This is a genomic window from Clostridium sp. SGI.024, from assembly GCF_050315195.1.
In the GTDB taxonomy this organism is placed as follows: domain Bacteria; phylum Bacillota; class Clostridia; order Clostridiales; family Clostridiaceae; genus Clostridium.
Genome location: NZ_JBNPON010000010.1, coordinates 1 through 13,611 on the forward strand (window position 1 = coordinate 1; position 13,611 = coordinate 13,611).

Here is a 13,611-nt window from a genome sequence, read left to right on the forward strand (position 1 = left end):
AAATTATAGGAGTTGCTCTTTCTGCAACTCCTTAATAAAAATATAGAGTATTAAATTTAAATTAAAGTATTTATTTAAACTAATATTATTTTTCTATTCTATATATATTAGCTCCTAATTTTCTGAATTTTTCCTCTATATTAACATAGCCTCTATCGATATGATATAATTCACTGATTTCTGTTTTTCCTTGAGCTACTAGTCCTGCTAATATCATAGCAGCTCCAGCTCTTAAATCTGTTGCCTTAACATCACATCCTGTTAAGGTTCCTACACCTTCTATTATAGCTGTTCTGCCATCTATTTTTATATTTGCTCCCATTCTAACTAGTTCAGCAACATGCATAAATCTATTTTCAAACACAGTTTCAGTAATAATGCTTGAACCTTTTGTAACTGATAATAATGCCATCATTTGCGCTTGCATATCTGTTGGAAATCCTGGATATGGAAGTGTTTTTATATCTACCGGTGCCTTTATTCTTGTTCCATCTACTAGAATAGTATCTTCTTTTATATTTTCAAATATAACTCCACATTCTTTTAACTTTTCTATTGTTGGTCTTAAATGCTCTTCATTTGCACCATTTATAGTAATTTTACTATTTGTTATAGCTGCTGCAACCATAAATGTACCTGCTTCAACTCTATCATATATAGGCTTATAAGTTATTCCTTTTAATGACTCTACACCTTCAATTGTAATTTTACCTACACCAGCTCCATGAATCTTTGCTCCCATTGAGTTTAAAAAGTTTGCTAAATCCCAAATTTCTGGTTCTTCTGCAGCGTTTTCTATAATAGTTGTTCCATCTGCTAAAACAGCAGCCATTAATATATTTTCTGTTGCTCCTACAGATGGAAAGTCCAAATATATTCTATTGCCTTTAAGTCTTTTCGCTTTAGCTTCTACATAACCATGCTCCATGTCTACTTCTGCACCTAAAAGTTTAAAGCCTTTTAAATGCAAATCTATAGGTCTACTACCTATATTGCATCCACCAGGCATTGATATTCTACATTTTCCAAACCTTGATAACATAGGTCCCATAATTAAAAAAGAAGCTCTCATCTTCCTAATTAGTTCACTATTCATATTAGTGTTTTCTAAATTAGATGTATTTATTTTAAGATCACTGTTTACATTACTTTCAATATTACAATTCATACTTGATAATAAATCTATTAATACTACTACATCTTCTAACATAGGTGCATTTTTTATAACTATGTCATTTGGACTTAAAATACTTGCAATTATTATAGGTAAAACAGAATTTTTAGCTAAACTAATATTCACTTCACCCCTTAGTTTATTACCACCTTCAACTATAATTTTTTCCATATTATCCTCCATTATATATTGTTAGTATGTTATGAATATCACTGGTGTTCCTAAAACCAAATAGTTTTCTTTATCATAAGTCATAAATGAAAAATTAATTTTACTTCCATCAATCAATATTCCTTTAGCAACTTTTCCATTTAAAATATTTAGTTCCTCTAAAGTTTTTTCATCTATATTACTCTTTAGTAAGTCTAAAACTTTCTGCTTTTGCTCCTCTATTATTTTTACCTTTACAAAATTAAAATATTTTATATTTTTAGCTGCAAAATATTCATTTTGTTCTAGTTCTTTCTTTAATTGATTAGTAGTAATTTTATTGTTATTATTTACATAAGTAATTTGAACCTTTGTATCTTCTTTATTACTCCATACTATTGCTTTTATCTCTCTATAATCTTTGCTTATAGAAATAGTATTTTTCTCAATATTTACCTCATCTTTAAATTGATTTTCAAAATTATTTTTTAATTTAAGTATCTCTTCTTCTACACTACTTTTTGTAGTATATTCCAATCTAACTCCGTTTTCTTTAAAGGTTCCATAGTTTTTTATTTTATCTTCTAAAAAATAAAAGTCTTTTGAAATTAATTCAGATTTTACTGGAACTGTTCCAATAATTAATAAAACAAAGGTTAATATAGGTAATACTATTAAATACTTCCTCATGATTCCCCCTACCTTTCTTTTATGATTATTGTCCAGTTTTTTTCTTTTTATTCAAAAATAATAGTCATATTATAATATATAAAATTAGTTGAAATTTGTGATTAATTGTCAATACTTAAAAATTTTATAATATTTATTCTTTAAACATCTATTTTATTATTTAATTGAATAAATTTTAATTTTAATATAAAGATCTTTGCTAGTAGTATTTTTAGGCTAATCTTATATATAGCTTGTTCAAAATATAAAAAACAATTCTATTTTATATAACTTTTAAGAGTTATTTTTATTAATTATTCGATATTATTTATAAAAAAAAAATAGATATTATATTCTTTGCGACCTCATAGGCTTGTAGTCACCAGAACATAATATCTATCTCTTCCTATACAGAAGTAAAGGAGTTTTAAAATAAATATATTATTATTAATTTCCTTAGAATTACATCAATAATTCTACATTTTTAATTTTCACTATATTAAAAGTTCTATAGATACGTTTAATTAATTATTAATATCTAAAGTTCTAATCCTTGCATTTGCTCTTGCTAATGCTCTTTTAGCTCTTTCTATATCAATATTTTTCTTTTCATTTATTCTTTTTTCAGCTCTTTCCTTTGATTTTAAAGCTCTTTCCCTATCAATATCTATAGCTGACTCTGCTGAGTCACAACAAAATTTTAGTTCATTATCTTTTATATATACTATTCCAGATGATGTAAAAAATCTTTCTTTATTAGAACCATTAATTATTATTGTTGTAGCTGGTATTGTGCTTATAATTGCAGGGGCGTGATTAGCCTTAAATTCAATTTCTCCATCAATAGTAGATGTTATTAATCCTTCCCCTTCTAATTTAATTAGATTTTTACCTGGGGAAACGATAGTTATTTTAAAAATATTACTCATAGCAACATCCCCTATTCTAAGGTTTTAGCTTTTTCTATAACTTCTTCTATTGTTCCTACAAAAAGGAAGGCTGATTCTGGTAAAGTATCATATTTACCTTCTAATATTTCTTTAAATCCTCTAACTGTTTCTTTTACTGGAACATATCTTCCTTGCATTCCTGTAAATTGCTCTGCAACAGTAAATGGTTGAGATAAGAATCTTTGAACTCTTCTAGCTCTTGCAACTACCTTCTTATCGTCATCAGACAATTCATCAACACCTAGTATTGCAATTATATCTTGTAATTCTTTATATCTTTCTAATATATTTTTTACCTCAGTAGCTACATCATAATGTTCTCTTCCTACAATTCTTGGATCTAATATTCTTGAATTTGATTCAAGTGGATCAACTGCTGGATATATACCAAGTTCTGTAATACTTCTTGATAAAACTGTTGTTGCATCAAGGTGAGTAAATGTAGTAGCAGGTGCTGGGTCAGTTAAGTCATCTGCTGGTACGTATACTGCTTGAACTGATGTTATAGATCCATTTTTAGTTGATGTAATTCTTTCTTGTAATGCACCCATTTCAGTTGCAAGTGTTGGTTGGTAACCAACAGCTGAAGGAATTCTTCCAAGTAAAGCTGAAACTTCAGAGCCCGCTTGAGTAAATCTAAATATATTATCTATAAATAATAATACATCTTGACCTTGATCTCTAAAATATTCTGCCATAGTAAGACCAGTTAATGAAACTCTCATTCTAGCTCCAGGAGATTCATTCATTTGACCAAACACTAGAGCAGTTTTGTCTATAACTCCTGATTCCTTCATTTCATAGTATAAATCATTACCTTCTCTTGATCTTTCACCAACTCCTGTAAATACAGAAAGTCCACCATGCTCTTTAGCTATATTATTAATTAATTCTTGTATTAAAACTGTTTTTCCAACTCCAGCTCCACCAAATAGACCTATTTTTCCACCTTTTTGATAAGGTGCTAAAAGATCTATTACCTTTATTCCTGTTTCAAACATTTCAGGTTCTAATGATTGTTCTTTAAAGCTTGGTGCTGGTCTATGAATTGGATACATTTCTTTTATTTCTACCTTGCCAGCATTATCGATAGGATGACCTAAAACGTTAAATACTCTACCTAGTACTTCTTTTCCTACAGGAACAGAAATACATCTTCCCATGTCTAATGCTTTCATGCCTCTTTTTAAACCATCTGTTGACTCCATAGCTATAGTTCTTACTATATCGTCACCCATATGTTGTTCAACTTCAACTATTAATTCCTTTTCTCCCATATCTATTCTAATTTCATTATAGATATTAGGTAGCGAATCTGAATCAAATTTTATATCTACTACAGGTCCAATTACTTGAACTACCTTCCCTATTTTTCCAGGCACAGTAATCCCTCCTTACTATTTTTGAGCTTCTGCCCCTCCTACTATTTCTGATATTTCTTGAGTTATCATTCCTTGCCTAATTCTATTATACTTAAGATTTAATGCTTGTAAGATATCATTGGCATTTTGTGTTGCTCCATCCATAGCAGTCATTCTAGCACTTTGTTCACTAACTTTGGAATGCAGCATAGCTCTTCTTATTTTACATTTGAAATATATATTTAAACTAGAATCTAAAACCTCTTCTAAACTAGGTTCTATTAAGAATTGTTCTGAACCTTCACTTTTTATTTCTAATGGAAATAGTTTTTCTATTTTAACTTCTTGCTTTATAGCAGATTTGAATTCAGTAAATACTAAATTAACTTCGCCTACTTCACCATTTTTAAACATAAATACTGCGTCGTCATATATAGCTCTTACCTCTTTAATTGTTGGAATATCTGGAATTTCAACATATTCTTTTACAGTATAAAGTCCATACCTTCTTATGTATGAAATCCCTTTAGATCCAACTACTACTATTTTGGCTGAGCTTTTATCATCAATCATATCATTTAGACTGTTAACTACATTCCCATTAAAGCCTCCACAAAGACCTGTGTCTGAAGTCATAACAATATATAACTTATCTAACTCATTAGACCTTGTATTAATGAAGGAACTTTCATAATCTTCTGGTAATGAAGCTACTAATTTATTAACTATTTCTTCAGATAGATTATAGTAATCTTCACTACCATTTAACTCTTTCCTTACTTTTCTAAGTTTAGAAGTGGCTACAACATTCATAGCTTTTGTTATTTTTCTTGTACTTTCAACTGACTTTATTCTTCTTTTTATTTCTATAAGTCCTGCTGATCCCAAGATTCCACCTCCTAAAGAATTGGAGCTGTCTTTAAGACAGCTAATTTAATAATTTAGTTTAAAAAACTCCCTTAGGAGTTTTTACCTCAATTCTTCATTTTACACTCTTTATTTTTAATTATAAAGTTATGCATCTTGTAAGAATAATTTTTTGAATTCTACAATTGAGTTATCTAATTCAGTCTTTATTTCATCACTTAAGACTTTACCTTCAACTATTTTCTTTAATAACTCTCTATTGTGAGTATCCATATATTCTAAAAGTTCACTTTCAAATCTTCTAACATCACTAACTTTAATGTCTGATAGTAAGTCATTAACTACAGCATATAGAATTGCTATTTGTTTTTCTACTGCCATAGGTGAATATTGATCTTGCTTTAATACTTCTACTAATCTCTTACCTTTTTCTAATCTCTTCTTAGAATCCTTATCTAAGTCTGATCCAAATTGAGCAAAGGATTGAAGTTCTCTATATTGAGCTAACTCTAATCTTAAAGTACCTGAAACTTGTTTCATTGCTTTAATTTGAGCATTTCCTCCAACTCTTGATACTGATATACCAGCATTAACTGCAGGTCTTTGGCCAGAATGGAATAAATCTGATTCTAGGAATATTTGTCCATCTGTAATTGAAATAACATTTGTTGGTATATATGCAGTTACGTCACCAGCAAGAGTTTCAATTATTGGAAGAGCTGTTAATGATCCTCCACCATTTTCTTTAGATAGCTTAGCTGCTCTTTCTAAAAGTCTTGAGTGAATATAGAAAACATCTCCTGGATAAGCTTCTCTACCTGGTGGTCTTCTAAGTAAAAGTGACATAGTTCTGTAAGCTACAGCATGCTTAGAAAGATCATCATATATTATAAGAACATCTTTTCCTTGATGCATAAAGTACTCACCCATACTACATCCAGCATAAGGTGCTAAATATTGTAATGGAGCTGATTCTGAAGCTGTACCACTTACAACTATTGAGTAGTCTAAAGCACCAAATTCTTCCAAAGTATTTACTATATTTGCAACTGTTGATTGTTTTTGACCAATAGCAACATATATACAAATTACATCTTTTCCTTTTTGATTTAATATAGCATCTATAGCTATAGCTGTTTTACCTGTTTGTCTATCGCCAATTATAAGTTCTCTTTGTCCTTTTCCAATTGGTATCATAGAATCTATTGCCTTTATACCTGTTTGCAATGGTTCATTTACAGAACTTCTATCAATAATACTAGGTGCTGGAACTTCTATAGATCTATAACCTGCATTATTTACTGGTCCTTTTCCATCAATAGGTTCACCAAGAGAATTTACTACTCTTCCAAGTAACGCTTCTCCAACAGGAACTTCAACTATTTTATTAGTTCTTTTTACTATATCCCCTTCTCTAATGCCTTCTTCTGATCCTAAAAGAACACAACCAACATTATCTTGTTCTAGATTTAATGCCATACCGAAAACATTATTTGGAAACTCTAATAATTCACCTTCCATACAGTCATCTAAACCATAAACTCTAGCTATACCATCTCCAATTTGGATAATAGTTCCTGAATCTACTGTTTTTATTTCTTTTTCATATCTTTCAATTTCTTTTTTAATTATGGAAGTTATTTCTTCAGGCTTAATATTCATACCTTCACCTCTATTCTGTTTTAAGCATTAATTCTTTTAGCTCATCTAACTTAGATTTTACTGTTCCATCTATAACATCATTATTAACTCTAACATATATTCCACCTAAGATTTTTTCATCAATAATTTGTTCTAAGATTATATGCTTTTTATATTTATTCTCTAAGGTCGATACTAGATTACTAAACTCTTCTTCAGTTAATGGAATGGTAGTCTTAACTATACCTTTTAGTGTATTTTTTCTTTCTAGATCTATTTTTTCCATTTCAACTAACTTTTCTTTTAAGTATAGTATTCTATCTTTTTCAATAAGAATTAATAAAAATGATAATAATTCTTCATCTATATGACCTTTAAAAATATTAATAAAGGTCCTCTTTTTCTTTTTCGTACTAATTTGAGGGTGCTTGATTACTTCATAGAAATCTTTATTTGTTTCTATAATATTACATATTTCATATAAATCATTTAGATATTGTTGAACTTTATCTTTTTCTTCTGCTACCTCATATAAGGCTAAAGCATATCTTCGGTCTAAATATTCATACATTATGAATTACCTACCTTAGTTATAAATTCTCCAATTAACTCTCTATTTTTTTCTTCATCAATATTCTTTTCTATTACCTTCTTAGAAAGTTCAATAGCTAATTCTATAGCTTCCCTCTTTAAATTGTCTTCTACTTTTTCTTTTTCTCTATTAATTTCAACCTTAGCTCTCTCTATTATTATTTTCGCCTCTTGGTTTGCTTCATTTACTATTTCTTCATATACTTTTTCAGCTTTTTGCTTATGTCTTTCTGTTATTAATTTACCTTCTTCTCTTGCATTTTTTAACATTCTTTCATTTTCTATAGCCATCATTCTAGCTTTTTCAGCTTCTTCATCAGCATAATCTAACTTTTCATTTATAAGATTTTCTCTTTCTTCGATAATAGCTTGAACCTTTTCAAAGAAGAAGTACTTCAAAACTGCAAAAAGTATTATAAAGTTGATTATAGTAGCTATAAGGGTGCTAGGGTTTATTTCCATTAACATATATAATCGCCTCCCTTCTGGAGTACTAAAATACTATTTTACTCCAAAGAATATTAAAAGGATTGATACTAATAAACCGTATATTGCTGTTGCTTCTGCAAATGCTGATCCTAACATTAATGCAGTTGTTATTTTTCCACTAGCTTCTGGTTGTCTTGCTATCCCTTCAACTGCTTTACCTGTTGCATTTCCTATTGCAAGTGCTGCTCCTATACCTACTAATACAGCAATTGCTGCTCCTAATGCTCTCATTGATAATTCCATAATAAAATCCTCCTTAAAATATATACATTTTTATAATTTAAAATTAAAATAAACTTTATTGTTATTAGTGCTCAGTATGCCCTGAGTGATCTGCTATCATCTTTATATTTATCATAGTTAACATGATAAATATTACTGTTTGAATACCACCATCAAATATATCGAAATATGCATGTAATGGTATAGGTATTCCTAACTGTGTAATAAATCCTATATGTCCTAAAGCTTCATAGCATAGCTCAACTAAAAAAGTTGCAGCAAGTATATTACCAAATAATCTTAGTGCTAATGAAACGGGAAGCATTATTCTTTCCAAAATATTAATTGGAGTAATTAATGCAATAGGGAAAGTATATCCTTTAAAATAGCTCTTTAAGCCATATTTTCTTATAGTGTAATATTGCACCATGTAGAAAGTTACTAAAGCCATACCAACTGTTACACTAAAGCTTTTTGTTGGAACTGGTAATCCAAATAGGCCAGTTAAATTCATAAATAACAAGAATACAGCTAGACTTCCAATGAAGGGAAGAACATCTAAAAATTCCTCTCCCATATTAGCTGTTATTACATTTCTTAATGTAGTATAAATATACTCCACTACCACTTGCTTTTTATTAGGTCTAAGGGGTAAATTTCTGGTTGCCCATATTGCAATAGCTGCAATAATAAGAATAATTATCCATTGTATTATTATTTCTGGCACTATATCAATCTTTATGGATCCAACATTAAATGACCATAATGGTTTTAGTGGTTCCACCTAATCACTTCCTTTCTCCTTCTTTAACCAATAAATTGTTACAAATAAAAAATGTGCTAAATATCCCGAAATATAGGCTAAAAGTTGTATTAAATTGTTTAAAAACGGCAATGCTATTAAAACAATAACAATTATTCTAAATATATAACTTAGAGTTAATAATATCATTTTTTCCCTTAATAAGGAATACTCAATGACTAGTCCATTAATAGTAGTATTTATTAAAGAGATTATTAATCCAAGAAAAAATATAAGAGCCACTTTTAAATTAAAGAAGAAAGATAATACAAGTACAAAAATGAAACCAGCTACTAAATCATATTTTATCATCTTAGAAATAATATCTTTCATTTCTCTACTCATTTTATCTTCACTCCTAACTAACTCTTGTTATTATATTACTCTAAAATAATTAATGAAAACCGTAAATAAGTTTATTTATCAGATTATTACTTTATTTTACATGATTATAGGGATTTATATCTCTTTTGCTTAACTAACTTCATTTTTTTTCCTATTATCTTAAAATACTATTCCCATTTAGCCCCCTACTTCATTTTTCAGAAAATTTGTTATAAAAATATTTTTTCCATTTTTTATTGATAACATTTTCAACTCTTCTAGTTTATATTCATTTTTCGTCTTTTTGTTTGAAAATATACTTTTTATATTTTTAAAATTTACTTAATATTAAGCAGATGAATACTTAAAAAAGATTCATTCATATTTCTTTTTTATTATTCTCTAAAATTTAATATATAATTCATAAAATAAAAAATGCCCCCGAATAATCGAGGGCAATTAAGTAATTCTATTCTCTTTCAACTATAAGTGCAGTTCCCATTCCTCCACCTATGCATAAAGTTGCTAAACCTTTTTTAGCATCTCTCTTTTGCATTTCATGAAGTAATGTAACAAGTATTCTTGCACCTGAAGCACCAACTGGATGTCCTAATGCAATAGCTCCACCATTTACATTTACTTTGCTCATATCAAAGTGTAAATCCTTAGCAACTGCTAAGCTTTGTGAAGCAAAAGCTTCGTTTGCTTCTATTAAGTCTAAGTCTTCTACTTTTAAGTTTGCTACTTCTAATGCTTTCTTAGTAGCATGGAAAGGTCCATATCCCATAATTGTAGGATCTAATCCTTTTTGTCCATAAGATACAATTTTAGCTAAAGGAGTAATTCCTAACTCTTCAGCTTTTTCTGCACTCATAACTACAAATGCTGCAGCTCCATCATTTATTCCTGATGCATTACCAGCAGTTACAGTACCATCTTTAATAAATGCAGGTCTTAATTTTGCTAATCCTTCCATAGTAGCGCCGAATCTTGGGAATTCGTCTGTATCAAATACCTTTGGTTCACCTTTTCTTTGAGGTATTACAACTGGAACTATTTCTTCTTTGAATTTTCCAGCCTTAATAGCTGCTTCAGCTTTTAATTGAGAATTTAAAGCAAATTCATCTTGCTCTTCTCTACTTAAATTCCATTGTTTAGCGATGTTTTCTGCAGTAACACCCATGTGATAATTATTAAATGCATCTGTTAAAGCATCATTAATCATTGCATCAACCATTTTTCCATCGCCCATTCTTTGGCCCCATCTAGCTGATTTTAATACATATGGAGCTTGAGACATATTCTCTGCTCCTCCAGCAACGATTATATCAGCATCTCCAGCTTTAATCATTTGAGCTGCTAATGAAACAGTTCTAAGTCCTGATCCACACACCATATTTATTGTCATAGCTGGAACTTCTACTGGTAAACCAGCCTTAACTGTTGATTGTCTAGCAATATTTTGTCCAAGACCAGCTTGTATAACATTCCCCATTAAAACTTCATCTACTAATTCACCTTTTATTCCTGCTCTATTTACAGCTTCTTTTATAACTAAAGCTCCTAAATCAGCTGCTGAAACATCCTTTAACGCTCCACCAAATGAACCGACTGGAGTTCTCACAGCACTTGCAATAACAACTTCTCTCATATTCACATCTCCTTCTATTTAATCATATAAAATATTAAACGATTAACATATAAGTTAATTATACCACTTTTACCCTTTTATTCAACCTAATTTTCTTAATATTATTAATTTTTACAAAACTACCTTAAAAACTCTTCGATTTTTATACTATTTATGCCAAAATAATTCTCTATAATATCTGCAATTCTCTTAGAAGCTAATCCATCTCCATACGGATTTGCAGCTTTACTCATTTTTGTGTATTCATCTTTTTCTCTTATTAATATATTAGCTTCACTTACTATTTTATTAATATCAGTTCCAACCAATTTTACAGTACCATATACTACTGCTTCTGGTCTTTCTGTAACATCTCTTAATACTAAAACAGGTTTTCCTAAATGAGGTGCTTCTTCTTGTAATCCACCTGAATCAGTCATTACCATAAAGCACTTGTTCATTAAGTTATGAGTTTCTTTAGTATCTAATGGAGGAAGTAAATGTATTCTTTCTTTATTTCCTAGTTTCTTTGTAACTACATCTTTTACAACAGGGTTTAGATGAACTAAATAAACTAATTCTACATCTTTATTTTCTTCAACTATTTTATTTAATGCATCACAAATATTTTCTATTCCTTCTCCCCAGTTTTCTCTTCTATGGGCAGTTATCATAATTACTTTTTTATTTTCAAAATCTATTTCATTTAATAATTGATTTTCAAATTTATAATTATCTTTAACAGTATGAAGCATGGCATCTATAACAGTGTTTCCAGTTATAAATACATCACTTTCTTTAACACCTTCTCTTAAGAGATTTTCCTTTGAACTCTTTGTAGGAGCAAAATGTAAATCTGCTAAAGCTCCTGTAAGCTTTCTATTCATTTCTTCTGGAAAAGGAAAATACTTATCAAAAGTTCTAAGTCCAGCTTCTACATGCCCTACTTTTATTTGTTGATAAAAGGCTGCAAGTGCACCTGAAAATGTAGTTGTAGTATCTCCATGAACTAATATCATATCTGGTTTTTCTTCAATAAAAACTTCTTCTAACCCTTCTAAAACCTTATTTGTTATTCCAGTTAATGTTTGCTTACTCTTCATTATATTCAAGTCAAAATCTGGTTTTATATCAAATAGATCCAAAACTTGATCTAGCATTTCTCTATGTTGAGCTGTAACACAAACTTTAGATTCAATTCCCTCTCTTTTTTCTAATTCTTTTACTAAAGGAGCCATTTTTATTGCTTCTGGCCTCGTCCCAAATATAGTTATTATTTTTTTCTTTTTCATTTAAGGTTCCTCCCAATATATTGTTTATTGTTATAAACTTATATCTATTATCCTATATTTCTAATTTCATTATACACATTATACTTTAAATAAACAAATAAAGGAAATAAATATCATATTCATTACGACCTAGTAATTCTAAGTCGCCTTTATATGTATTTATCTCCTTGTCTAATTAAGATATTATTTTTTCAAATTATTTAAATAATCCTCTTCTTTAACTTCTACATTTTTAATGTGAAACTATTTTAGCAGCTCCACTATACTAGATTATTTAGTTCCAAATAATCTGTCTCCTGCGTCTCCGAGTCCTGGAACTATATATCCATGTTCATTTAATTTTTCATCTATTCCAGCTACATATATATCTACATCTGGATGTTCCTTTTGTACAAATTCAATTCCTTCTGGAGAGCCAATTAAACACATAAGTCTTAAGTTTTTAGCTCCTCTTTTCTTTAACATAGTTATTGCATCTGTAGCTGATCCACCTGTTGCAAGCATAGGATCTACTACAATTATATCTCTTTCTGCTATATCTTGAGGCAACTTGCAAAAATATTCAACTGGTTGAAGAGTTTCTTCATCCCTATATAATCCAATATGTCCAACTTTAGCTGCTGGTATAAGTTTTAACATACCATCTACCATACCTAATCCAGCTCTTAATATTGGTACTATTGCAACCTTCTTACCTGAAAGCATCTTGCATTTAGTTTTGCATATTGGAGTTTCTATTTCCACTTCTTCAGTACTTAAATCTCTAGTTACTTCGTATGCCATAAGCATTGATACTTCTTCTACTAATTCTCTAAAATCCTTAGAACCTGTTTCCTTACTTCTAATAAAAGCTAGTTTGTGTAATATTAATGGGTGATCAATTTGAGTTACTTTACTCATTTAACTTCCTCCTATAGCATTTAAATTTATTTTATTTTTTTATTTATTAAACTTTTTTCTATTTCCTCAATTTTATCAATTCTATTTTGATGTCTTCCGCCTTCAAATTCAGTGTTTAAAAATGTCTTTACTATATCTAAAGCTAATCCAGGTCCAACTACTCTTTGACCTAATGTCAATATATTTGCATTATTATGTTCTCTTGTAGCATGTGCACTAAAAGTATCTGAGCACAGTGCTGCTCTAACTCCAGGCACCTTATTTGCTGCAATTCCAATTCCTATTCCTGTTCCACATATTAAAATACCAAATTCGAATTCTTTTGCTACTACAGCTTCTGCAACTGGTATTGCATAATCTGGATAATCACAAGAACTATTTGAATTAGTTCCAAAATCTTTAACTTCATATCCTTCTTTTAATAAGAAGTTCTTAATTTCTTCCTTAAGTTCAAAGCCTCCATGATCAGATCCAATTGCTATCTTCTTCATTGCTACTCCTCCCAACTATAATATTATAAAAATATGATATATAAGTTTACTTATCTAG

The 13,611-nt window shown here is 29.4% G+C and carries 15 protein-coding genes; all 15 read right to left on the bottom strand.

Annotation, left to right across the window (positions count from 1 at the left end; genetic code table 11):
- Positions 1-85: 85 nt before the first annotated feature.
- Positions 86-1,345 carry a UDP-N-acetylglucosamine 1-carboxyvinyltransferase gene (murA, locus tag ACQRD5_RS05040; protein WP_427746546.1) on the bottom strand — a complete coding sequence of 420 codons (1,260 nt, stop codon included), beginning with the start codon at positions 1,343-1,345 and terminating at the stop codon, positions 86-88.
- Between the two features lie 21 nt (positions 1,346-1,366).
- A complete protein-coding gene (locus ACQRD5_RS05045; protein WP_320901732.1) occupies positions 1,367-2,014 on the bottom strand; it encodes a hypothetical protein in 648 nt (215 codons plus the stop codon).
- Positions 2,015-2,517: 503 nt separating this feature from the next.
- A complete protein-coding gene (locus ACQRD5_RS05050; protein ID WP_320901730.1) occupies positions 2,518-2,922 on the bottom strand; it encodes an ATP synthase delta/epsilon chain alpha-helix domain-containing protein in 405 nt (134 codons plus the stop codon).
- 11 nt (positions 2,923-2,933) lie between these two features.
- On the bottom strand, positions 2,934-4,325 hold the full coding sequence (atpD, locus tag ACQRD5_RS05055) for a F0F1 ATP synthase subunit beta (protein WP_320901728.1): 1,392 nt from the start codon (positions 4,323-4,325) through the stop codon (positions 2,934-2,936).
- Positions 4,326-4,340: 15 nt separating this feature from the next.
- Positions 4,341-5,192 carry an ATP synthase F1 subunit gamma gene (gene atpG, locus ACQRD5_RS05060; protein WP_291628171.1) on the bottom strand — a complete coding sequence of 284 codons (852 nt, stop codon included), beginning with the start codon at positions 5,190-5,192 and terminating at the stop codon, positions 4,341-4,343.
- A 126-nt stretch (positions 5,193-5,318) separates the two neighbouring features.
- Positions 5,319-6,833: a F0F1 ATP synthase subunit alpha gene (atpA, locus tag ACQRD5_RS05065; RefSeq protein ID WP_291628170.1), complete on the bottom strand. Its 1,515-nt coding sequence runs from the start codon at positions 6,831-6,833 to the stop codon at positions 5,319-5,321.
- A 10-nt stretch (positions 6,834-6,843) separates the two neighbouring features.
- Positions 6,844-7,383: a F0F1 ATP synthase subunit delta gene (locus ACQRD5_RS05070; RefSeq protein ID WP_320901726.1), complete on the bottom strand. Its 540-nt coding sequence runs from the start codon at positions 7,381-7,383 to the stop codon at positions 6,844-6,846.
- A complete protein-coding gene (locus ACQRD5_RS05075) occupies positions 7,383-7,865 on the bottom strand; it encodes a F0F1 ATP synthase subunit B (RefSeq protein ID WP_291628184.1) in 483 nt (160 codons plus the stop codon). The genes ACQRD5_RS05070 and ACQRD5_RS05075 overlap by 1 nt, the downstream gene beginning before the upstream one ends.
- A gap of 39 nt (positions 7,866-7,904) precedes the next feature.
- Entirely contained in the window at positions 7,905-8,135 is a 231-nt protein-coding gene (atpE, locus tag ACQRD5_RS05080) for an ATP synthase F0 subunit C (RefSeq protein ID WP_320901724.1), read from the bottom strand.
- A 64-nt stretch (positions 8,136-8,199) separates the two neighbouring features.
- The gene (locus ACQRD5_RS05085) at positions 8,200-8,898 is read right to left on the bottom strand and encodes a F0F1 ATP synthase subunit A (RefSeq protein ID WP_320901722.1); all 699 of its coding nucleotides are present in this window, start codon (positions 8,896-8,898) and stop codon (positions 8,200-8,202) included.
- Positions 8,899-9,261: an ATP synthase subunit I gene (locus tag ACQRD5_RS05090; protein WP_291628162.1), complete on the bottom strand. Its 363-nt coding sequence runs from the start codon at positions 9,259-9,261 to the stop codon at positions 8,899-8,901.
- 448 nt (positions 9,262-9,709) lie between these two features.
- Positions 9,710-10,891, bottom strand: a complete 1,182-nt coding sequence (locus ACQRD5_RS05095) for an acetyl-CoA C-acetyltransferase (protein WP_291628160.1) — start codon at positions 10,889-10,891, stop codon at positions 9,710-9,712.
- A gap of 119 nt (positions 10,892-11,010) precedes the next feature.
- Positions 11,011-12,162: a non-hydrolyzing UDP-N-acetylglucosamine 2-epimerase gene (wecB, locus tag ACQRD5_RS05100; RefSeq protein ID WP_291628158.1), complete on the bottom strand. Its 1,152-nt coding sequence runs from the start codon at positions 12,160-12,162 to the stop codon at positions 11,011-11,013.
- 270 nt (positions 12,163-12,432) lie between these two features.
- Entirely contained in the window at positions 12,433-13,062 is a 630-nt protein-coding gene (upp, locus tag ACQRD5_RS05105) for a uracil phosphoribosyltransferase (RefSeq protein ID WP_291628156.1), read from the bottom strand.
- Positions 13,063-13,088: 26 nt separating this feature from the next.
- A complete protein-coding gene (gene rpiB, locus ACQRD5_RS05110) occupies positions 13,089-13,553 on the bottom strand; it encodes a ribose 5-phosphate isomerase B (RefSeq protein ID WP_291628154.1) in 465 nt (154 codons plus the stop codon).
- Between the last annotated feature and the right edge of the window lie 58 nt (positions 13,554-13,611).

Bases quoted from the DNA above. Each gene is read 5' to 3' on its own strand.
- ACQRD5_RS05050 (WP_320901730.1), bottom strand. From the start codon at position 2,922: ATGAGTAATATTTTTAAAATAACTATCGTTTCCCCAGGTAAAAATCTA.
- atpE (WP_320901724.1), bottom strand. From the start codon at position 8,135: ATGGAATTATCAATGAGAGCATTAGGAGCAGCAATTGCTGTATTAGTA.
- ACQRD5_RS05090 (WP_291628162.1), bottom strand. From the start codon at position 9,261: ATGAGTAGAGAAATGAAAGATATTATTTCTAAGATGATAAAATATGAT.
- atpA (WP_291628170.1), bottom strand. From the start codon at position 6,833: ATGAATATTAAGCCTGAAGAAATAACTTCCATAATTAAAAAAGAAATT.
- murA (WP_427746546.1), bottom strand. From the start codon at position 1,345: ATGGAAAAAATTATAGTTGAAGGTGGTAATAAACTAAGGGGTGAAGTG.
- ACQRD5_RS05075 (WP_291628184.1), bottom strand. From the start codon at position 7,865: ATGGAAATAAACCCTAGCACCCTTATAGCTACTATAATCAACTTTATA.
- ACQRD5_RS05070 (WP_320901726.1), bottom strand. From the start codon at position 7,383: ATGTATGAATATTTAGACCGAAGATATGCTTTAGCCTTATATGAGGTA.
- upp (WP_291628156.1), bottom strand. From the start codon at position 13,062: ATGAGTAAAGTAACTCAAATTGATCACCCATTAATATTACACAAACTA.
- ACQRD5_RS05045 (WP_320901732.1), bottom strand. From the start codon at position 2,014: ATGAGGAAGTATTTAATAGTATTACCTATATTAACCTTTGTTTTATTA.
- wecB (WP_291628158.1), bottom strand. From the start codon at position 12,162: ATGAAAAAGAAAAAAATAATAACTATATTTGGGACGAGGCCAGAAGCA.
- rpiB (WP_291628154.1), bottom strand. From the start codon at position 13,553: ATGAAGAAGATAGCAATTGGATCTGATCATGGAGGCTTTGAACTTAAG.
- ACQRD5_RS05095 (WP_291628160.1), bottom strand. From the start codon at position 10,891: ATGAGAGAAGTTGTTATTGCAAGTGCTGTGAGAACTCCAGTCGGTTCA.